This is a genomic window from Streptomyces auratus (genome assembly GCF_050433025.1).
GTDB lineage: Bacteria > Actinomycetota > Actinomycetes > Streptomycetales > Streptomycetaceae > Streptomyces > Streptomyces sioyaensis.
Genome location: NZ_JBNGCB010000003.1, coordinates 2,151,931 through 2,171,914 on the forward strand (window position 1 = coordinate 2,151,931; position 19,984 = coordinate 2,171,914).

At 71.1% G+C, this 19,984-nt stretch carries 15 protein-coding genes; 10 read left to right on the top strand and 5 right to left on the bottom strand.

Features of this window, described 5'->3' with window-relative positions; all coding sequences use genetic code 11:
• Positions 1 to 97 precede the first annotated feature (97 nt).
• Positions 98 to 2,551, bottom strand: a complete 2,454-nt coding sequence (treY, locus tag BKA18_RS29090; RefSeq protein ID WP_366045718.1) for a malto-oligosyltrehalose synthase — start codon at positions 2,549 to 2,551, stop codon at positions 98 to 100.
• Positions 2,552 to 2,663: 112 nt separating this feature from the next.
• Positions 2,664 to 4,871: a glycogen debranching protein GlgX gene (glgX, locus tag BKA18_RS29095; RefSeq protein ID WP_366045719.1), complete on the bottom strand. Its 2,208-nt coding sequence runs from the start codon at positions 4,869 to 4,871 to the stop codon at positions 2,664 to 2,666.
• Positions 4,872 to 5,111: 240 nt separating this feature from the next.
• On the opposite strand from glgX, the gene BKA18_RS29100 reads away from it, so the two are divergent.
• The 3 genes from BKA18_RS29100 to BKA18_RS29110 all read left to right on the top strand — a co-directional run bounded on the left by BKA18_RS29100 (position 5,112) and on the right by BKA18_RS29110 (position 8,648).
• Positions 5,112 to 5,921, top strand: a complete 810-nt coding sequence (locus tag BKA18_RS29100; RefSeq protein ID WP_366045720.1) for a Tat pathway signal sequence domain protein — start codon at positions 5,112 to 5,114, stop codon at positions 5,919 to 5,921.
• Between the two features lie 44 nt (positions 5,922 to 5,965).
• Positions 5,966 to 7,297 carry a copper amine oxidase gene (locus BKA18_RS29105; RefSeq protein ID WP_366045721.1) on the top strand — a complete coding sequence of 444 codons (1,332 nt, stop codon included), beginning with the start codon at positions 5,966 to 5,968 and terminating at the stop codon, positions 7,295 to 7,297.
• A gap of 100 nt (positions 7,298 to 7,397) precedes the next feature.
• A complete protein-coding gene (locus tag BKA18_RS29110; protein ID WP_006602414.1) occupies positions 7,398 to 8,648 on the top strand; it encodes a DUF5919 domain-containing protein in 1,251 nt (416 codons plus the stop codon).
• Between the two features lie 64 nt (positions 8,649 to 8,712).
• Here the strand turns inward: BKA18_RS29110 and BKA18_RS29115 are convergent, their stop codons facing one another.
• The gene (locus BKA18_RS29115; RefSeq protein ID WP_366045722.1) at positions 8,713 to 9,504 is read right to left on the bottom strand and encodes an SDR family NAD(P)-dependent oxidoreductase; all 792 of its coding nucleotides are present in this window, start codon (positions 9,502 to 9,504) and stop codon (positions 8,713 to 8,715) included.
• A 298-nt stretch (positions 9,505 to 9,802) separates the two neighbouring features.
• On the opposite strand from BKA18_RS29115, the gene BKA18_RS29120 reads away from it, so the two are divergent.
• On the top strand, positions 9,803 to 10,522 hold the full coding sequence (locus tag BKA18_RS29120) for a 3'-5' exonuclease (RefSeq protein WP_366045723.1): 720 nt from the start codon (positions 9,803 to 9,805) through the stop codon (positions 10,520 to 10,522).
• 72 nt (positions 10,523 to 10,594) lie between these two features.
• Here BKA18_RS29120 and BKA18_RS29125 read toward each other — a convergent pair whose 3' ends face one another.
• The gene (locus tag BKA18_RS29125) at positions 10,595 to 11,485 is read right to left on the bottom strand and encodes an aminoglycoside phosphotransferase family protein (RefSeq protein ID WP_366045724.1); all 891 of its coding nucleotides are present in this window, start codon (positions 11,483 to 11,485) and stop codon (positions 10,595 to 10,597) included.
• Positions 11,486 to 12,083: 598 nt separating this feature from the next.
• Here BKA18_RS29125 and BKA18_RS29130 point away from each other — a divergent pair.
• Together BKA18_RS29130 and BKA18_RS29135 are read left to right on the top strand one after the other, a co-directional pair.
• Positions 12,084 to 13,289: a S8 family peptidase gene (locus tag BKA18_RS29130; RefSeq protein ID WP_366045725.1), complete on the top strand. Its 1,206-nt coding sequence runs from the start codon at positions 12,084 to 12,086 to the stop codon at positions 13,287 to 13,289.
• 359 nt (positions 13,290 to 13,648) lie between these two features.
• Positions 13,649 to 14,740, top strand: a complete 1,092-nt coding sequence (locus tag BKA18_RS29135; RefSeq protein WP_366045726.1) for a glycosyltransferase family 2 protein — start codon at positions 13,649 to 13,651, stop codon at positions 14,738 to 14,740.
• Positions 14,741 to 14,982: 242 nt separating this feature from the next.
• On the opposite strand, the gene BKA18_RS29140 is transcribed toward BKA18_RS29135, so the two are convergent.
• Positions 14,983 to 16,113, bottom strand: a complete 1,131-nt coding sequence (locus BKA18_RS29140; RefSeq protein WP_366045727.1) for an ArsR/SmtB family transcription factor — start codon at positions 16,111 to 16,113, stop codon at positions 14,983 to 14,985.
• Positions 16,114 to 16,309: 196 nt separating this feature from the next.
• Between BKA18_RS29140 and BKA18_RS29145 the strand changes: the two genes are divergently transcribed.
• Genes BKA18_RS29145 through BKA18_RS29160 form a run of 4 tightly spaced genes read left to right on the top strand, consistent with a single transcriptional unit; the run spans position 16,310 to position 19,917 of the window.
• Positions 16,310 to 17,443, top strand: coding sequence for an amidohydrolase (locus BKA18_RS29145; RefSeq protein ID WP_366045728.1), 1,134 nt, complete (start codon positions 16,310 to 16,312; stop codon positions 17,441 to 17,443).
• Positions 17,443 to 18,246: an amino acid ABC transporter permease gene (locus BKA18_RS29150; protein ID WP_366045729.1), complete on the top strand. Its 804-nt coding sequence runs from the start codon at positions 17,443 to 17,445 to the stop codon at positions 18,244 to 18,246. The genes BKA18_RS29145 and BKA18_RS29150 overlap by 1 nt, the downstream gene beginning before the upstream one ends.
• On the top strand, positions 18,243 to 19,001 hold the full coding sequence (locus BKA18_RS29155) for an amino acid ABC transporter ATP-binding protein (protein WP_366045730.1): 759 nt from the start codon (positions 18,243 to 18,245) through the stop codon (positions 18,999 to 19,001). The genes BKA18_RS29150 and BKA18_RS29155 overlap by 4 nt, the downstream gene beginning before the upstream one ends.
• 46 nt (positions 19,002 to 19,047) lie before the next feature.
• Positions 19,048 to 19,917: a substrate-binding periplasmic protein gene (locus BKA18_RS29160; RefSeq protein WP_366045731.1), complete on the top strand. Its 870-nt coding sequence runs from the start codon at positions 19,048 to 19,050 to the stop codon at positions 19,915 to 19,917.
• Positions 19,918 to 19,984 lie beyond the last annotated feature (67 nt).

Below are 19,984 nucleotides of genomic sequence, written 5' to 3' on the forward strand. Positions count from 1 at the left end.
GGGGCCATGCTGCCAGCCGTGCGGGAGCCCGCAACCGAATTTTCCGGCGGCGGGGCGGAGGGCGGACCGTGCCCCCGAGCCCCCACCTGACGAGACGTCACTCCCGCACGAACAAGGCCACCGGTGACTCGTCCAGCAGCTCGTTCAGTGCCACCACCGAGCCCTGCGGCAGCGTGCGGCCGGTCAGCTGCTCGCGCCAGGGGCCGCCGGGCGGGAGCCGCAGCAGGGTGTCCCACCAGCCGCCGGTCTCCACCAGCCGCAGCGACAGCCGGGTCACCACCGTCAGCACCCGCCGGCCGCGGCAGAACGCCACACAGTGCTCGGCCGCCGGTCCCTCCGCGTACACCGGGTCGTACGATCCCGTAGCGCCGAACCACTGCGGCCGGTCCCGCCGCAGGCGCAGGGCCGCGGCGGTCAGCCGGAGCTTCTCGCCGGACAGATCGCGGGGTGCCCTCCCGCCGTCCAGCGCGTCGAGCAGCTCCGGCTGAAAACGGGCCGGGCGCCGGTTGTCCGGGTCGACCAGCGTCGGATGGACGAGTTCGGTGCCCTGGTAGAGGTCGGGCACGCCCGGCATGGTCAGCTGCAGCAGCGCCGCACCCAGCACATTGGCCCGGATGAACGGCGCGAGTTCCGCCGCCAGCGCGGCGAGCGGGGCGGCCGCGGGACCGCAGGGGCCGCTGCGTACGAACTCCTCGACGGCCTCCTCATAGGCCGTGTCCGGCTCCGTCCACGAGGTGCGCAGCCCGGCCTCCCGCACCGCCTTGAGGACCGCGGGGACCAGCCGGTCCGCCGCCGGGCCGTCGGCCGGCGTCCCGAGGCCGAACGCGGTCTGCCACGCCAGCCACGACACCATCGGATCCCGCGGACCGGCCCCGCCCACCAGGTCACCCCCGGCCTCGCACACCGCCCCGGGGATGGCGCCCAGGACGTCCCGCCACCGGTCCGGGCACTCCGACAGCACCGCGATCCGCGCCCGTACATCGGCGCTGCGTTTGGTGTCGTGCGTGGAGAGCGCCGTGCCGGCTGCGGGCCGGTCCCGCTGCATCCGGGCGCAGTACGCATGGAACGCCGCGGGGGTGAGCGCCGGCTCGCCCGGGTCGCCGCCGACCTCGCAGGCCGACAGCAGCACCGGATAGCGGTAGAAGGCGGTGTCCTCGACGGATTTGGCGTGCAGGGCGGAGGCGGTCTGGGCGAACCGGGCGGTGAAGTCGGCGCAGTCCGCGGTGGCGTCGTCCGGGCCGTCGGTGAGCCGGCCGAGGGCCAGCTCGTGGATCAGGTCCACCGCCCGGGCCTCCTCGGGCACCCGGAAGGCGGTGCGCGCCTGCGCGGCCGCCGGGCCCAGCAACGCCTCGTTGTGCGCGGCCTGCTCCGGCTCGGCGGCATAGGGGCGGTAGACCGGCAGCCGCACCAGCAGTTCGCGCAGGGCGTGCCGCAGCGCCCACGGTGCATGATCGCCCGGCTCGGGCCGGCGCGCACTGATCCGGGCCGCGGTCCGCACCAGCCGCTCGACCTCCGCGGACAGATCGTGGGTGACGACCTCGTACGCGGCCCGGCGCACCGTCTCCTCCCAGTCGCCGCCCTCGTCGGCCAGCGGGGTGACGAAGTCCCGGTAGTGGGAGAACAGCCGCCCCGAGCCCTGCGGGCAGACGAACAGCCCGTCGATGTGCCGCAGGGCGTCATAGCCCGTGGTGCCCGCGCAGGCCCAGCCCGCCGGCAGCTGCTCGTCGCCGGTGAGGATCTTCTCCACCACCGTCCAGCGGCCGCCGGTCCGCTCGTGCAGCCGGGCCAGATAGCCACCGGGGTCCACCAGCCCGTCCGGGTGGTCGATGCGCAGCCCGTCGACGACGCCCTCGTGCAGCAGCCGCAGCACCGTGCCATGGGTGGCCTCGAAGACCTCGGGGTCCTCGGCACGGACCCCGATCAACTCCGAAATGGTGAAGAACCGGCGGTAGTTCAGCTCACTGCGGGCCAGCCGCCACCAGGCGAGGCGGTACCACTGGGCGTCCAGGAGGCGGGCCGGCGGCAGCCCCTCCGTCCCGGGGCGCAGCGGGAAGGTGTGTCCGTGGTAGCGCAGCACCTCGCCGTCGACGCGCAGGTGCCGGATCTCGTCGCCGAGCCGGCCGGCGAGCAGCGGCAGCAGCAGCCGGCCGCCGTGTGCCTCCCAGTCGATGTCGAACCACCGCGCGTACGGGGACGCCGGGCCGTCCCGCAGCACCTGCCACAGCGGCCCGTTCAGCGACACCGGTTCCGGCACGGCCATATGGTTCGGCACGAGGTCGACGACCAGCCCGAGGCCGTGCGACCGGGCCGTCGCCGCCAGCGCCCGCAGCCCCGCCTCACCGCCCAGCTCGGCCCGTACCGTCGCGTGATCGACCACGTCGTAGCCGTGCGTGGACCCCGGCACCGACTCCAGCACCGGCGAGAGGTGCAGGTGGGAGACGCCGAGTGCGGCCAGATACGGGACCGCCCGCTCCGCGGCGGCGAACGGGAAGTCCGGCTGGAGCTGCAGCCGGTAGGTGGCGGTCGGCGACGGACTCGATGGCTGCGTCATGGGAACACCCGTACCCCGCTGACGGCTCGTTGTGTCATCTGCTTCCGGCATTGGTGTCGGGCGGCCCGGCGCCCCAGGGCACCCGCAGCCCTGGGCGGCCCGCCGGCCCGCCCTAAGCCGGCCGCTGCAGCACCAGCAGGCTCCGGCCGACGAGGGTCAGCCGGTCGCCGGCCTTGACCTTGGCGCCGCCGCCGTCCGCCACCGCCTGCGGCCGGTCGGTGTCCACGACGACCTGCCACTGCCGGCCCAGATGCTCCGGAACCATGAACTCCTTCTCCTGGTCGTGGGCGTGGAACATCAGCAGGAACGAGTCATCGGTGACCGGCTCGCCCCGGGGGCCCGGCTCGGAGATGGAGTTGCCGTTGAGGAAGACCGTCAGCGACTTGGCGTGCACCGACTGCCAGTCGCGCGGGCCCATCTCCTCGCCGTCCGCCGTGAACCACGCGATGTCGGAGAGCTCGTCAGGGGTGCCCTCCACCGGATGCCCCTGGAAGAACCGCCGCCGCCGGAACACCGGATGGTCGCGCCGCAGCCACACCATCTGCCGGACGAACGCCAGCAGCGCCAGCTGCTCCGCGTCCCCGTCCGCCTCGTCGGTCCCGTCTGCCTCGTCGGGCTCGTCGGTCCCCTCGGCCCCGTCCGGCAGCCCGGTGCCCCCGCCCGGGCCCCGCCGCTCCGGCCAGCGCACCCACGACAGCTCGTTGTCCTGGCAGTACGCGTTGTTGTTGCCGCCCTGGCTGCGTCCGAACTCGTCCCCGTGGCTGAGCATCGGCACGCCCTGCGACAGCATCAGCGTGGCCAGGAAGTTGCGCATCTGCCGGGCCCGCAGCCGCCGGACCCCGGGGTCGCCGGTCGGCCCTTCGGCACCGCAGTTCCAGGACCGGTTGAAGCGCTCGCCGTCGCGGTTGTCCTCGCCGTTGGCCTCGTTGTGCTTGTCGTTGTACGAGACGAGATCGTGCAGGGTGAAGCCGTCGTGGCAGGTCACGAAGTTCACCGAGGCCAGCGGGCGCCGCCCGTCCTCCTGGTAGAGGTCGGAGGAACCGGTCAGCCGGGACCCGAACTCCGCCAGGGTGCGGGGTTCGCCCCGCCACAGATCCCGCACGGTGTCGCGGTACTTCCCGTTCCACTCGGTCCACAGCGGCGGGAAGTTGCCCACCTGATAGCCGCCCTCCCCGACGTCCCACGGCTCGGCGATCAGCTTCACCCGGCTGACCACCGGGTCCTGGTGCACCAGGTCGAAGAACGACGACAGCCGGTCCACCTCGTGGAACTGCCGGGCCAGCGTCGCCGCCAGATCGAAGCGGAAGCCGTCCACCCGCATCTCCTGCACCCAGTAGCGCAGCGAGTCCATCACCAGCTGCAGGACATGCGGGCTGCGCATCAGCAGCGAATTGCCGGTGCCGGTGGTGTCCATGTAGTACTGCCGGTCGTCGCACAGCCGGTAGTACGAGGCGTTGTCCAGCCCCCGGAAGGACAGCGTCGGGCCCAGATGGCTGCCCTCGGCGGTGTGGTTGTAGACCACATCGAGGATCACCTCGATCCCGGCCTGGTGCAGCGCCCGCACCGCCGTCTTGAACTCCAGCACCTGCTGCCCGCGGTCGCCCCAGGACGCGTAGGCGTTGTGCGGGGCGAAGAAGCCGATGGTGTTGTAGCCCCAGTAGTTCGTCAGCCCCGCGTCCACCAGCCGGTGGTCCTGGACGAACTGGTGCACCGGCATCAGCTCCAGGGCGGTCACCCCGAGCTTCGTCAGATGGTCGATGATCGCCGGATGCGCCAGCGCGGCGTAGGTGCCGCGCAGCTCCTCGGGGAGCTCCGGATGGCGCATGGTCAGGCCCTTCACATGGGCCTCGTAGAGCACCGTCTCGTGGTACGCGGTGCGCGGCGGGCGGTCGTCGCCCCAGTCGAAGTACGGGTTGACCACCACCGACGCCATGGTGTGCGGCGCCGAGTCCAGGTCGTTGCGCACCTCGGGGCGACCGAAGTGGTAGCCGTAGACGGCCTCGTCCCAGTCGATCCGGCCGCTCATGGCCCGGGCGTACGGGTCGAGCAGCAGCTTCGCCGAGTTGCAGCGCTGCCCCCGCTCCGGTTCGTAGGGGCCGTGCGCCCGGAAGCCGTAGCGCTGCCCGGGCATCACTCCCGGAAGATAGGCGTGCCGCACGAAGGCGTCACTCTCGCGCAGCTCGACGGCGGTCTCCGAACCGTCGTCGTGCAGCAGACACAGTTCGATGCGCTTCGCGGCTTCGGAGAACACCGCGAAGTTGGTGCCTGCCCCGTCATAGGTGGCACCCAGCGGATACATCTGTCCCGGCCAGACCTGCATGGGGAGACTCTTCCACTTTCTCGGCGGGCGCTGCGGCGACTCCACGACACACCTCAGCGGAACAAGACGAAATCTTTCCTCAACTTTTCGCAACTTGTCGTACACAGAGGCCTTTTCGCGAGATCTCCGCTGAATGGTGGGCAACCCGTCGCGATGTCGGATCGTCCTATCAGTCGTCCTACTGGAGGACCGACGGGGGACCGACATGCGTGTCACGGAATGTGACAGCAGGGGGGAACAGTGCGCCACCTGATGCACCGCCACCTCGGCAAGATCGTCGCGGGCGCCGCCCTCGCGCTCACGGGTACCGCCGCGATGGCCGCGATCACCTTGCCGTCCGACGCCGGCGCCGCCGACGGCAGCGGCAGCCGCCCCGCCGCGGCCGGGGCCCCCGCGCCGGGGCGTGACGGGGGACCGCCGCCGCCCGGCGTCGTCGAAAAGGCCCCCGCCCAGGGGGAGCGCGGGACGGGACGGGACCCGCTCACCGACGACGAACTCCGGCGCGCCCAGGACCTGGCGCTGCCGCGCACCCTGCGCGGCGCCGCCGCGGACGTCACCGGGAAGCCGGGGCCCGAGCGCCTCACCACCGACCTGGTCGAACTCACCCCCGCAGAAGCCGGGCTCGCCGATCCGCCGCGCCGGGCGAGGGTCTCGTTCTACGACTACCGGAGCGACAGCTACCTCACCAGGACGGTCAATCTCACGACCTCGACGGTGGAGTCGGCCGACACCCAGCACGGCGTGCAGCCGCCGCCCGGCCACGACGAGGCCGTCGAGGCGGCCCGGCTGCTGATCGCCGCCCCGCTGGGGGCCGGTCTGCGCCAGGACTACCGCGACGCCACCGGGCACGACCTCACCGGCCCGGACCCGCTCTCCGTCACCGGCTTCGTCTACCGCGGCCGGGCGGAGGGCGCGGCGCCCGGCGCCCTGGGCGAGTGCGGGAAACACCGCTGCATCCGCCTCTTCACCAAGATCAAGAACGGCCGGTGGATCGACACCCGCCGCTTCGTCATCGACCTCAGCGCCCGCACCGTCGCCCGCCTGGGCTGACCGCGCCCTCCCCACCGCCACTCCTTCGCACAGGAGCCTTCGCCATGCCCGAAAGCCGCCCCACCGGTGCCCGCTCCCGAGGCACTCGCCGCCGCACCACGGCACTCGCCGCGGTCCCCCTGCTGTTCACCGCGACCGCCCTGCTGACCGGCCCGGCCGCCCAGGCCGCCCCCGCGGCTCCCGCCGCACCCGCTCCCCGGTGCAGCGCCGCCTACCGCCTCACCCAGACGCTCGACGGCGGCACCGTCTGGCGCATGTGCTGGCACTACGAGGGCAACGCCGGCCTCGTCCTGGACGACATCTCGTACCAGCCCAAGGGCGAACGCGCCCCGATCAAGGTGCTCACCACCGCCAAGCTCGCCCAGATCCACGTCCCGTACGACGACGGCACCAACGAGTACGACGACCTCACCGGCCAGGGCTTCGCTCAGGGGCTGCAGAAGCTCGATCCCGCCGAATGCCCCGGCGGCACGATCAAGACCGTCCGGGTGCCCGGCGCCTATGACCCCGCACACCCCGACGTCAGCGGCCTGTGTGCCACCACCCGCGCCCGCGGCCACGCCTACCGCAAGGGCCCCTACCCCGGCGAGAACGCCCGGACCTACCAGCTCCAGGGCAAGGACCTGCTGGTCTACACCGTCAACAAGGTCGGCTGGTACGAGTACATCAGCGAGTGGCGGTTCTCCGGTGACGGCACGATGACCATGCAGGTCGGCGCCACCGGCACCGTCTCTCCCGGCGATTACGACGCCGGCGACGGCCGCGGTATGCCGATCGGCAAGGGCGCCAAGGACTACGCCACCAGCCACAGCCACAATGTCTTCTGGCGGCTGAACTTCGGTCTGGACGGCTCCGCCACCAACAAGGTCGAGCAGTTCGACTCCGCCCTCACGACCCGGCCCGGCGGCCGCACGCCCACCATCCGCACCACCCGCACCCCCGTCACCAAGGAACTGGCCGGCGACTACGGGCCGCTGCGGTGGTGGCGCGTGGTGAGCGACACCGGAAAGAACAAGGACGGTCATCCGCGCTCGTACGAGATCGTCCCGGGCCGCTCCAGCAAATACACCGGCCGCAGTTACACCACTCACGACCTCTACGTCACCGACTACAACGCATGTGAGCAGTTCGCCAGCAACAACCTGGCCAACTGTGGGCCCCGGGCCGGGCGGAGCGTCGACACCTGGGTCAACGGCCAGCCGCTGAAACACCCCATCGCGTGGGTCAACATCGGATTCCACCACATCGCCAGGGACGAGGACCAGGAGCCGATGCCCGTGCACTGGCAGGGCTTCCAGCTCGTGCCGCGTGATGTCACCGCTATGAATCCGCTCACTCCGCCCGCGTTGTCCGGCCACAACGGGCACTATGGATAAGGGGAGTTGGTAACCGACTCAACCCATCCTGCTGCACCGCCTCCCGCACCGCAGTAGTCTGCCTTGATCGTTGGCACGGGGGTTCGGAAGGCGGTGGCAGGTGAGCGGCGGGCTGGAGTTGCCCCCTGGTGACGAGAGTCATGAGGGCCATGAGGGCGGCTCCGTCGACGCACCGCCCGGCGCGGTGTCCCTGGCGCGACCGCTGGAGATCGGGGCGGAGCTGGACTGGGGCGCCGACGCCTGGAGCGAGGTGCGCACCAGGGCCCGCCGGGCCGGGCGCGCCTACATCTGGCTGAATCTCGTCGAGCAACGGCTGCGGGCCGTGGTCGCGGCCGTTTTGCGGCCCATCTACGAGCCGGTGCACGGCGACGAATGGGTGGTCGCCGCGGCCGGACCGGCCGGTCAGGAGTGGGTGCAGCGCGCGGTCGCCGTGCGCGAGGTCAGCCGCCGCAAGGGCTACCTCCTCGACCCCGCCGACGACAACATCGTCAGCTTTCTGACCCTTCCGCAACTCCGCGAACTGATGGTCCAGCACTGGCCCTGCTTCGCGCCGTACTTCGACGACCGCCGCGACGTCGAGCTGGCCCTCGACGAACTGGAGGTCGCGCGCAACATCGTCTCCCGCAACCGCGCGCTGTCCGAGACGGTGCTCGCCCAGGCCGAGCGCGCCTCCGCCCGCCTCCTGGACATACTCGGCTCCGGTGTCGGCACCCGTATCTCCGGACGGCTGCCGATCGACGCGGTGGAGGACCTGGTCGGTGACCGCTATGCCGATGTCATCGGGGTGCACTCCGACCGGGTGCGCCTGCAGCGCCAGCTGCCCGCCGAGGACCTCTTCGGCGGCGCCCGCCGGCTCGACGCCGTCGGCATAGGGCTGAACCTCCTGGTCCAGAACTACTCGGGCCGGCGGCTGGTCCGGCTCGCCGAATCCGGCTGCCGGGTCCGCCTGCTGTTCCTCAACCCGGCCAGCAGTGCGGTCCGCCGCCGGGAGCGCGAAATCGGCCTGAAGAAGGGCGAGATGAGCCGCTCCATCGAGATGAACATCCTCCATATGCGCAGGGTGCGCGCCCGGCTGCGCGACCCCGGTGCCTTCGAGATCCAGGTCTTCGACGAGACCCCGCGCTTCACCGCCTACCTGGTCGACGGTGACGGGCCGGACGGTGTGGCGGTCGTCCAGCCCTACCTCCGCAAGAGCCGCGGGATGGAGTCGCCCGTCCTCGTCCTGCGCGGCGGCGGCCGCGAGATCGTCCGCCAGGACGCCCGGGAGGGCCGCGACGGCGACCACGGCCTCTTCGAGACCTACCGGGAGGAATTCGAGAGCATGTGGGCGGATTCGCGACCGGTGTCCTGACCGGCCGACGGCGGCGAAAGGGCGAAGCGGAGGGGCGGGGAGAACGGCCGGGGAACGGCGGTGTCTAGGACGTTCCGGTGATTCCCCCGTCCACCCGCAGTTCGATCCCGTTGATGTAATCGGCGAGCGGGCTCGCCAGGTAGGCGACCGCGGCCGCGATGTCCTGCGGACGGCCCAGCCGCCCGCTCGGGTTCGGCGCGTACTCCGCGACGATGTCCGCCTCGTCCCGGCCGGCCCCCTCGTCCCCGCCGGCCGCTGCGCGCTCCTCGAACATCCGGTACATGGAGGGGGTGACGATCACCCCCGGACTCACACAGTTCGCCGTGACGCCCGTACCGGCGAGATGGCGGGCCAGGCTGGTGGTCATGTTCACCACGGCGGCCTTGGCCGCGGAGTACGTCACCATGTTGGGCAGCGGTGTCCGCACGGCACGGCTGCCGATGGTGATCACCCGGCCCCAGCCGTGGGCGCGCAGCGAGGGCAGCAGCGTCTGGCTGACCCGTACGGTCGGCAGCACGTTCCCCTCGAAGGCGGCGCGCCAGTCGGACGGCTGGGAGCTCTCCCAGTCGTGTTCGGCGAACGGACCGGCGTTGTTGACGAGGATGCGAGCCCCGAAGTCCCGTGCGGTGAGCGCGACCTGCTCGGCGACCCCCGGTTCCGTCAGATCGCCGAGCACCACCTCGGCCCGTACACCGCGGGCCGCGAGCTGCTCGGCGACGGCCGCCGCGGCCCCCGCGTTGCGCCCGTGCACGAGGACATTGCACCCTTCGTCCGCCAGCGTCTCGGCGATCGTCGCGCCGATGCCCGAACTGCTGCCCGTCACCAGCGCGCCCTGTCCTGCCAGCCGTAGGTCCATGGCGGTCAGCCTAGGGGCTGGGGGGTCGGTTGGGGGCGGGGTGTGGTGAGCCGGGAGGGCTTGGGCGGGGAGCGTCGGCAGCGGCGGGGGCCGGTCGGGGTCCGGTCTGTGGTTTCGGCGGGGAGGGACGGTCGGGATCGGTGCCGGCCGGGAGGGACGGTTCGGGGCGGTCGGTCGGCCGGGCCGGAGCTGCGCCGCGGGGCCGGGGGCCGCTGCGGGGCGACGGGTGGCCGGTCGATTGTCAGTGGTGCGTGCGAGAGTGACCGGGCACGGGGGAAGTACCACCGAAGGAGGCCGCATGAGCTGGCATCAGGAGCTGCTGGTCAGCTTCGACCTGGAGACCACAGGCACCGACGTCGAGCAGGACCGCATCGTCACCGCCGCCCTGATCCGGCTGGAGGGGGACGGCCGGGCCGCCGAGAAGCTGACCTGGCTGCTCGATCCGGGGGTGCCGATTCCCGAGGAAGCCGCGGCCATTCACGGCATTTCGACCGCATATGTCCAAGAACACGGGCGCCCACCGGCGGACGCCATAGCGGAAATCACCGAGGCGCTGGCCGAGGCCCTGCGCGCGGACATCCCGCTGGTGGTGATGAACGCCCGCTACGACCTCTCGCTGCTGGACCGCGAGTGCCGGCGCCACGGCCTGCCGACCCTGACCGAACGACTCGGACATCCCCCCGCGCCGGTCATCGACCCCCTCGTCCTGGACAAGCACGTGGACCGCTATCGCAAGGGGAAGCGCGCCCTGCAGGCGCTCTGCGGTCACTACGGCGTCCGGCTCGACGGCGCCCACGAAGCGGGTGCCGATGCCGCCGCCGCGGCCGGGGTCGCCCGGCGCATCGGGGAGAAGTATCCGGCCGTCGCCCTCCCGTCGCCGCGGGCGCTGCACGCCCTTCAGGAGCAGGCGGCCGCCGAACAAGCCGCCTCGTTCCAGGAGTATTTGCGGCGCTCCGGAGACCCGCGGGCGATAGTCGAGCCGGCCTGGCCGCTGATCCCGTACCAGGCCGGCGTCTGAGCGCTGCCGCTGCTGTCCGGCGTACGACCCGGCCGGAGCGCCCGGCTTCCCGGGTCACCCGGCTTCCCCGGCTCAGAAGGGGTACCACCGCACCGTCGCGTCCTTGTCGCGCAGCGAGGCGATCCGGCGCCGGAATTCCGTGCGTGCCGCGGGGTTCCCGGGTGCGTGCTGGGACACCCAGGCGCAGCTCGCCGTCTCCCGCGCCCCGCGCAGCACGGCGCAGCCCTCCCAGTCCCGTACGTCCCAGCCGTAGGCGGACACAAAGGTGTCGTAGGCCTCCGGGGACAGGCCATAGCGGTCCCGGCTCAGCGCCATCACGACCAGGTCGTGTTCCCGCAGATCGCAGGAGAAGGTCTCCAGATCGACCAGCACCGGTCCGTCGGGCCCGATGTGCACATTGCGGGGCAGCGCATCGCCATGGATGGGTCCCCGGGGCAGCCGCGGCTCCAGCGCCGAGGCGGCGGCCGCGAACGCGTCCCGCCGCCCGCGCAGATACTCCGCGTCCGCGGCCGACACGGCATCGCCGGCCAGCCGCAGCCAGCGCTCGACACCACCGAGCAGCGCGCGCCGGGGGAGTGCGAACGGCGGCTTCGGCAGCGAGTGGACCAGCTTCAGCAGCGCGGCCAGATCGTCGGGCGAGGCGGGGCGGACGGCCGCCGGCAGCCGCTGCCAGTAGGTGACGGGATGCCCCTCGACCAGGGTGGCCACCGGCTCCGCAGCCCGTACGGCAGGCACACCCTCGGCCGCCAGCCACTGCGCTACGCCCAATTCCCGCTCGGCCCGCTCCAGGAGTTCGGCGCTGCGGCCCACCCGCACGACCGGCCCGTGGTCACCGAGGGCGAAGACGGCGTTCTCGCCGAGCGCGAGCAGCTCGGCGTCCGCCGCCGCATCGGGCCGCCCGGCCGCGGCCAGCACGTCCCGGGCGCGCGCCTCCGTGAAGGCGGCGGAGCTCGGTGCGGTCATCGGATGCCTCCTGCGGTGCGGGAACGCGACCAGTGTCGCAGGTCCTCCCGATGGTTCCGGAGGCCTACCGGCGGTTCGGGAGGCCTCACGGGCGGGCGGATCCACCTGCCAAAACGGCCGGTGATCCGGTCAGCAATCCACCGACAATCCAGTCGGCACCCCACCCGGTAAATCCGGTCGCGCAATCCGGCCGGTAATCCGTCCCGCCTCCGGCGCGGCATCCCCCGGCGCAGCTGGGAAACCGGCACGGTCGGCGGCCGGATCTACGGCGTCCCCTTCCTTGCATCGCCCCGCACCGGTCGCCCGGACCCCAACTCCACCCTCCCCAGGCGCCGTTCGCGTCACTTTCAACTACGTCCATTGCATTCATGTAAACGGAGTTGAGTCCCTCGGCTTCAACTCCCCGATACTTTTGACCACTTCTGAAACCTTTCCCTTTTTGGTCGGGTTGTTGCTTATCTCACACGACCGGGCTGGCCTTGAAATCGGACTGATCAATCAGACAGGGTTTCGAGCCAGTCCGACGCAGATCTTCCGGTCTCCTCGGGCTATTGCGCAACGCTTTCCCCCCACACCACGAACGAGGAGAACCCTCGCAATGGCTCACAAGCGTTCCAGCAAGAAGCGGCTCGTCACGGCGATAGGCGCCGCGGTTGCCGCCACTGGTATCGCAACCGTCACCGCGGTCACCGCGGGGGCGTCCCCTGCCGCCGAAGGAAAGATCTACGGAGCCGAGGCCAAGGGCGCCGTCAACGGCAGCTACATCGTCATGCTGAAGAAGTCGATCCGTACTGCCGAGAGCGGCGACCTCGCCGCCAAGTACGGCGGCAAGGTCAAGCGGAACTTTTCCTCCGCCATCGACGGCTTCTCCACATCCGGGCTGAGCGACGAGGAGGCCAAGCGCCTCGCCGCCGACCCGGCCGTCGACAAGGTCGTCCAGAACAAGAAGTTCCACATCGACGGCAGCCAGGCCAACCCGCCGTCGTGGGGCCTGGACCGCATCGACCAGGCGGACGCCAAGGGCGACAAGAAGTACAACTACCCCGACAGTGCGGGCGCGGGCGTCACCGCGTACGTCATCGACACCGGCATCCACATCAGCCACAAGGACTTCGGCGGCCGTGCGTCGTACGGCTTCAACGCCATCGACAAGAGCGACAAGGCCGAGGACGACAACGGGCACGGCACACATGTCGCGGGCACCATCGCCGGTACCGAGCACGGTGTCGCCAAGAAGGCCAAGGTCGTTGGGGTCAAGGTCCTCGACGGTCAGGGCTCCGGCACCACCGAGCAGGTCGTCGCGGGCATCGACTGGGTCACCAAGAACCACAAGGGCCCCTCGGTCGCCAACATGTCGCTCGGCGGCGGCGTGGACGAGGCGCTGGACGCGGCCGTGAAGAAGGCCATCGACGCCGGTGTCACCTTCGGTGTCGCGGCCGGCAACGAGTCCTCCGACGCGGGCCAGAGCTCTCCGGCGCGGGTGAAGGAAGCCATCACGGTGGCCTCCAGCACCAAGGACGACCAGCAGTCCGACTTCTCCAACTTCGGTAGCGCGGTGGACCTTTACGCGCCCGGTTCCGACATCACCTCGGACTGGAACACCGGCGACGACGCCACGAAGACCATCTCCGGCACCTCCATGGCGACCCCGCATGTCGTCGGCGCCGCCGCGGTCTACCTGGCCGGTCACAAGGACGCCAAGCCGGCGGACGTGGAGAAGGCCCTGACCGACGGCGCCACAGCCGGGAAGATCACGAATCCGGCCAAGGGCACGCCCAACAAGCTGCTGAAGGTCGTCGAGTAACCACTCGCCGCCTCAGCTCCACGTGCCGGCCGTCGCGCCCGCCCCCACGGGGCGCGACGGCCGGCGTTGTCGTGTGCGGGGGTGGGTTCCCCCGGCGGCGGGCGCAACCGAGCTCCGGACGACGGTCCGTCTGGCCCCGCCGACCCGCTCATTGACCTCCCGTCACCCCCAACCCGGCGCCCCCGACGCTGAGTTATCCACAGGAGGAAGCCTCCGGAACCATCCCTCGCGACATGTCACTACCGTCGGTGACATGCACGGAGGACTGCCGTTCATCGGCATCAGCACCATTGTCTACGGCGTGATCGGACTGGTCATGGTCGTAGCCGGCGCGATCCGCAAGACAGGGGGAGATCGAGTTGCACACCATCACCGTCATCGTGCCCGCTCACAACGAGGAGGAGGGACTGCCGGCCACGCTGGAGTCCCTCGCACGGCAAACCGTCCGACCTGACCGGATCCTGGTCGTGGACGACGCTTCCACGGACCGTACGGGCGAGGTGGCGGCCGCACACGGCGTGACCGTACTGCGCCCGCCGCGCAATTTGGGCAGCAAGGCCAGGGCGCAGAACTTCGCCCTGCCGCAGTGCACCACCGACCTCGTTCTGGCCGTCGACGCGGACACCGTCCTGGCGCCGGACTACATCGAGACCGTCGTTCCCGTCTTCGAGGACCCCGGTGTCGCCGTCGCGGCAGGCACGGTCCGCACCCGCCACACCCGTACGCTCTGGGAGCGCGGACGCTCCACCGAGTATCTCTTCGGCTTCCACTGGCACCGCCCCATCCAGGCCCGCGCCAACAGCCCCATGGTCTGCTCGGGTTGCTGCTCCGTCTTCCGGCGCGACGATCTGATGGCCTTCGGCGGCTTCCCCGAACGAACCATCGTGGAGGACATGGATTTCACGTGGTCCCAGCAGATCGCGGGCAGACGTGCGGTCTACGTCTCCGACGCCGTGGCCCTCGCCGCCGACCCGGAAGACCTCACCTACCTCCGCAAACAGGTCTGGCGCTGGATGGCCGGCTTCTGCCAGAACGTCCGGCTCCACCTCGGTGGCCTGATCGTCCACAAACCACTGCTGGCGGTCTGGGTACTGCTGGCCCTCCTGGAGATCCTCACCGCACCGCTGTGGTGGGCGACCCCGTTCGTCATCGCCGCAACCACCGATCAGCCACCCGCACTCGCCTTCCTCTGGTGGGCCGGCGCCGAACTCCTGCTGACGACACCACCTCTCCTCTACGCCGCCCGTCGCCGCAAACTCCCGCTGCCGGGAGTGCTGTTGAACATCCCCTGCGTCTACGCGACCAAGGCCGTCAACCTCGTCTACGCCTGGAAGGCCCTCATCGTGGAGCTGCTGCTGGTGCCGCTCCACCTGGCGCGGGGACTCACCGTCTACGAGAAGGGACGGGCCGATGGCCCGACCGCCCGACCGGCACTCGCCAGGACGGGGTGACACGGGTTCGGGCTGACTAGCGGTGCGGGGAACGGGGGGAGGGGGGAACGGGGGAGAGGGCGGGTTCGGGAGGGTGGAACCCCCATGGGGGCTGGGGGTGTTGCTCGGCCCGCCCGCCGCCCGCCGCCCGCCGCCCGCCGCCCGCCGCCCCCTCGCCCCCCGCCGTCCGCCAGCGCCGACAGGTCAGAACCATGGGAAGGAAAGCAACTGAACGCGTGCCACCCGTCTCCCTTGCCCCGACGTCAGCGGAAGAGTGCGGCGAGCAGATCATCGCCGATGCGGCGCACCGGCTCCAGACTCAGTTGGTAGTACGCACGGCGGCCGGCACGGTCGACCGTCACCAGGCCCGCCTGGCGCAGCCGGGCGAGGTGGCGGGATACCTGGGGGAGGGTCATGCCGCTGCGGGCGGCCAGGTCCGAGGGGGTGAGGGGTTCGCGTGCGATGGCCCGGGCGATGCGCTGACGGCCGGGGTCGCGGAGGACTTCGAGTCGGCGGTGGACATCCGCGTAGTTGGGCTGTGCGGCGCCGTCCGTGAGCGGCGGGTACTGGATGACGGCCACCGGTCCCGGCTCGTGCTTGACCAGGACATGGGGGCGGCCGAAGACCGAAGGCACCACGAGAAGCCGTGTGGTGGCGACGTTCACGATGCCGTGGTGGAACTTGTCGAAGACGACCCGCGGTGGCCCGCTGCGGTATGAGGCCGAGGGGTCCAGTCCGGCCAGTGCCTGGCCGGGGCCGCTGCGTTCGATGGCCGCGCGGAGCCGGGGCACATGGGTGGCGATCGTACGAGCGGCCCGCGTCAGGTCCGGCTCCAGGGCCTGGGCTGCCTGGGACAGCAGGGCGAGCAGGTCCGAGCGCAGTTCGTCGGGAGCGTCGAGCAGCCGCCGGGCGAGCTCGGCTCGCGCCGTGGAGCGCAGCTCGGCCGCGGCCAGCAGGTCGTCCCGCTGCGTGGAGTCGTGCAGCACCCGGTCCAGCGGGGCCCCGGAGTTGCCGCCGCGCACCGCATAGCCGGTGAGCTCGGCGAAGCGCGGGAGCGGCAGGTCCGCGATATCGGCCAGTTCGGCGTCGAGCGGGCGGTCTGCCGCCGCGCGCAGGGGCAGCAGGTACCGGGCGCGGTAGGAGGCCCACAGCGGGGCCCAGCCCATGATCCGCTGCCGAAGCCCCGCGGGCAGCGCCGCGACCGCCCCCTCGTCCCGGGCAGGGCCACCGCTTCCGGGCCCTTCGGCGTCCAGGCTGCGGGCCCAGCGGATCGTCGCGGGGTGGTGCTCGGCTTCCGTGTAGGCGTGGAGCGCCGCCGTCAGCTCGGCCAGCGGCGAGGCGCCGACGACCATGCGGGACGGGGCCGCTCCGGCAAGCATCAGGACCACGCTCATCGCCGCCTCCTGTCCCTTGCCGCACCTCGGTCGCTTACCGCGAGTGCGGTAACCATAGTCGAAGCCGTACGGGCAGCTCCTAGCGTTCCGGCAACCCCAGAACGTCGCACCACTCGGAGCGTCCATGCATTCCCTTGTCCCCGATTTGCGTGCCGTCGTGTGCGAGCACCGGCCTGCGCTGAAGGAGCTGAGTCTCATGCTGCACGCCATGCCGGAGACCCGGTTCGCGGAGTATTACGCCGTCGAGCAGCTCACCGACCGTCTTGCCGCGGCAGGCTTCGAGGTGGACAAAGGAGTCGCGGACCTACCGACCGCTTTCACCGCCACCCACCGGGGTGCCGCGGACGGCCCGACGATCGCGGTGCTGCTGGAGTACGACGCGCTGCCCGGCATCGGTCACGGCTGCGGCCACAACCTCATTGCGGCCGGTGGCCTGATCGCCGCTCTCGCCGCGGTCGCCGTCCGGCCCGGCCACGCCGGGATGCTGAAGGTGATCGGCACCCCGGGTGAGGAGGGCGGCGGAGGCAAGATCCTCATGCTGGAGCGCGGCGTCTTTGCGGGCGTGGACGCGGCGGTGATGTTCCATCCGGCCGACCGCAGCCTGCGGGCCCGGCATGCACTGGCCGCCAGCCACCTGCGGCTGACCTTCCACGGCGTCGCCGCCCATGCCGCCAAGGCGCCCTGGGACGGCCGCTCCGCAGCCGCCGCCGCACAGCTGTTTCTCACGGCGGTCGACTCGATGCGGCAGTTCGTCCCGCCGACCGCCCGTGTGCACGGCATCGTGACACACGGGGGCGACGCCCCCAACGTCGTGCCCGAGCGCGCCGAGCTGGATCTCTACGTACGCGAGGCCACCTCCGCGGCCCTGGACGAGCTGCTGGTCCGGGTACTGGCCGCTGCCGAGGGCGCCGCACTGGCCACCGGTACCACGGTCGAACACACCGAGACCGCACCCCGTTACACCGAGCGCAACAACAACATGACGATGGCCGACCGGCTCGCCGTCCACGCCGCCGGCCTCGGCCTGGACCTGGAGCCGCCGTCCCCCGCGAATCCGGCAGGTTCCTCGGACATCGGTAATGTGTCCGTGAAAATGCCCGTGATCCATCCGTACGTGCAGATCTGCCCCCGCGGGACTCCCGGGCATTCCGCGCAGATGCGCGAGGCAGCCCGTACGCCGGAAGCCCACGCCACGACGGAAACCATCGCGACCGCCCTCGCCGCTCTGGTCCTGGACCTTCTCGGCGACCCGGAATTCCTTACCTCGGTGCGCGAGGAGTTCCACGCATCCGTGCCCGCTTCCGCCCTCGCTCGCTGTCAGGAGTCGTGATGGACCCTTCCTCCCCGCCGGACCTGGCGTCCAATGCCCTGGTCAACACGTTCTTCAACGGGGATCTGATCGCCCAGACGTTCCCCCGGCTGATCACCGAGGGGCTGCTCAACACCCTCGTCATCGCGGCCGGTGCGATCGTCGTCGGCATCGTCATCGCCCTGCTGGCGGCCCTGCTGCTGCTGTCGAACCGCTGGTGGATACGGCTCCCCGCCCGGCTGTACGTCGACATCTTCCGCGGCCTGCCCGTGATCATCACGGTCATGCTGATCGGCGTGGGCCTGCCCGCCGCCGGCATCCGCCCCTTCGGCACCGACCCGTTCGGCTACGCCATCCTCGCGATCGGCATCATCTCCGGCGCGTACACCGCGGAGATCTTCCGCTCCGGCATCCAGAGCGTCGACCCCGGCCAGCTCCAGGCGGCCCGCAGCCTCGGCCTGAGCTATCTCAAGGCGATGCGCCTGGTCGTGGTGCCGCAGGGCATCCGGCGTGTGCTGCCGGCGATGGCCGGTCAGTTCGTCAAGGACATCAAGGAGAGTTCGCTGGTGTACCTCCTCGGCCTCGCCGCCGGGCAGCGCGAGCTGTACTTCATCGCGCAGGAGGAGGTCGCCCGCACCTACAACTCCTCCCCGCTGATCGCCGCCGGCCTGTGCTACCTCTGCCTGACCATCCCGCTGACGTACGTCGTCAACCATCTCGACAAGCGGCTGCGCGAAGGCCCGAAGGACGGCAACCCGCGGGCCGTCGCCGACGCGGACGTCCCCCCGACCCCCGTATCGGCCACCGCAGGAGGGCAGGCATGACCGCCATGACCAAGGCCCCGGCCACCCCCGCCGCGCTGCGGGTCACCGGTCTCAGCAAGAGCTACGGCAGCCACACCGTGCTGCGCGGCATCACCCTCGACGTACGCGCCGGCGAGACCCTCTGCCTGATCGGTCCCTCCGGCTCCGGCAAGTCCACCCTCCTGAAGTGCCTCAACCTCCTGGAGACCCCCGACTCCGGCGAGATCTGGCTCGGCGAGACCTGTCTGACGGCCGCGCGGGCCGACGTCGACGCCGCCCGTGCCCGCATCGGCATGGTCTTCCAGCACTTCAACCTCTTCCCGCACATGAGCGTCGAGCGCAATGTGAGCCTCGCTCTGACCGCGGTCAAGGGCATGGACCGCGAGCAGGCCCGGCAGCGCGCGCTGCGCCGCCTGACGGAGGTCGGCCTCGCCGCCTTCGCCGACCGGCGGCCCGCCCAACTGTCCGGCGGCCAGCAGCAGCGCGTCGCCATCGCCCGCGCGCTCGCCATGGAGCCCGAGGTGATGCTCTTCGACGAGGCCACCTCCGCGCTCGACCCCGAACTGGTCAAGGACGTGCTCGCCGTGATGCGGGACCTCGCATCGGGCGGCATGACCATGGCCGTCGTCACCCACGAAATGGGCTTCGCCCGGGAGGCCGCCGACCGCGTCGCCTTCATGTGCGACGGCCGCCTCGCCGAGATCGACACCCCCGACCGGATCTTCGAACGCGCCGACCACCCCCGGCTGCGCCAGTTCCTCTCCCAGGTCCTCTGAACGCCGTCCCCCGTACCAACGCCGTCCCCCTACAGGAGCCCCTCCCATGCACAGCACCCTGCGCAGATCACTTCTCGCCGGCGCCGCGGCCACGATGCTGCTCCCCCTCACCGCCTGCGGCGGCGGCAGCAGCTCGGCGAAGGCGGCAACTGCCCCGTACAAGCTGGTACAGAACGGAGTGATCACCGCCGGCACCCAGGCCGAGCAGCCGCCCTTCGCGATGACCGACGGCTCCGGCAACCCCACCGGCTTCGCCGTCGACCTGATGAACGAGGCCGCCAAGCGCCTCGATGTGAAGGTCCAGTACAAGACCACGAGCCTGCAGGGCATCCTCGCGGGGCTGTCCGCAGGGCAGTACGACATCGGCGTCGCAGGTGTGGGCGCCACTCCTGAGCGCGCCAAGCAGGTCTCCTTCACCACCCCGTACTACTGGGGCTTCACCTCCGTGGTGACCAAGAAGAGCGGCAAGGAGACGCACCTCTCGGACTTCGACGGCAAGCGGGTCGGCGTCGTCAGCGGCGCGGTCCAGGAGGCCTTCATCGCCAAGAAGATGCCGAAGGCGAAGCTCGTGCAGTTCAAGGATCAGACGGCGCTGATCTCCCAGCTGCTCTCCGGCGGCGTCGAGGCGATCGTCCTCGGTGGCGCCGACGCCGACGCATACGTCAAGAAGCAGCCCGTACGCATAGCGGTCGAGCAGGACAGCCTTCAAGGGAGCGCCTTCCCGCTGCGCAAGAACGGCGACCCGAAGCTCCTCAAGGACATCGACGCCCAGATCGACGCGATGATCGACGACGGCACCTACGTCAAGCTGTACAAGAAGTACTTCCGGGACCCGATCGCCGCCGACCTGATCAAGAAGCGCCCCCACCTCGCCAAGCAGGTCGAGGGAACCGATCTGGCCCCCGCGAAGAAGTAATCGCAGCGGCTGAGCGGATGTCGGCAACGGCGGCCGGGTCGACGGGCAAGTCGACCCGGCCGCCGTA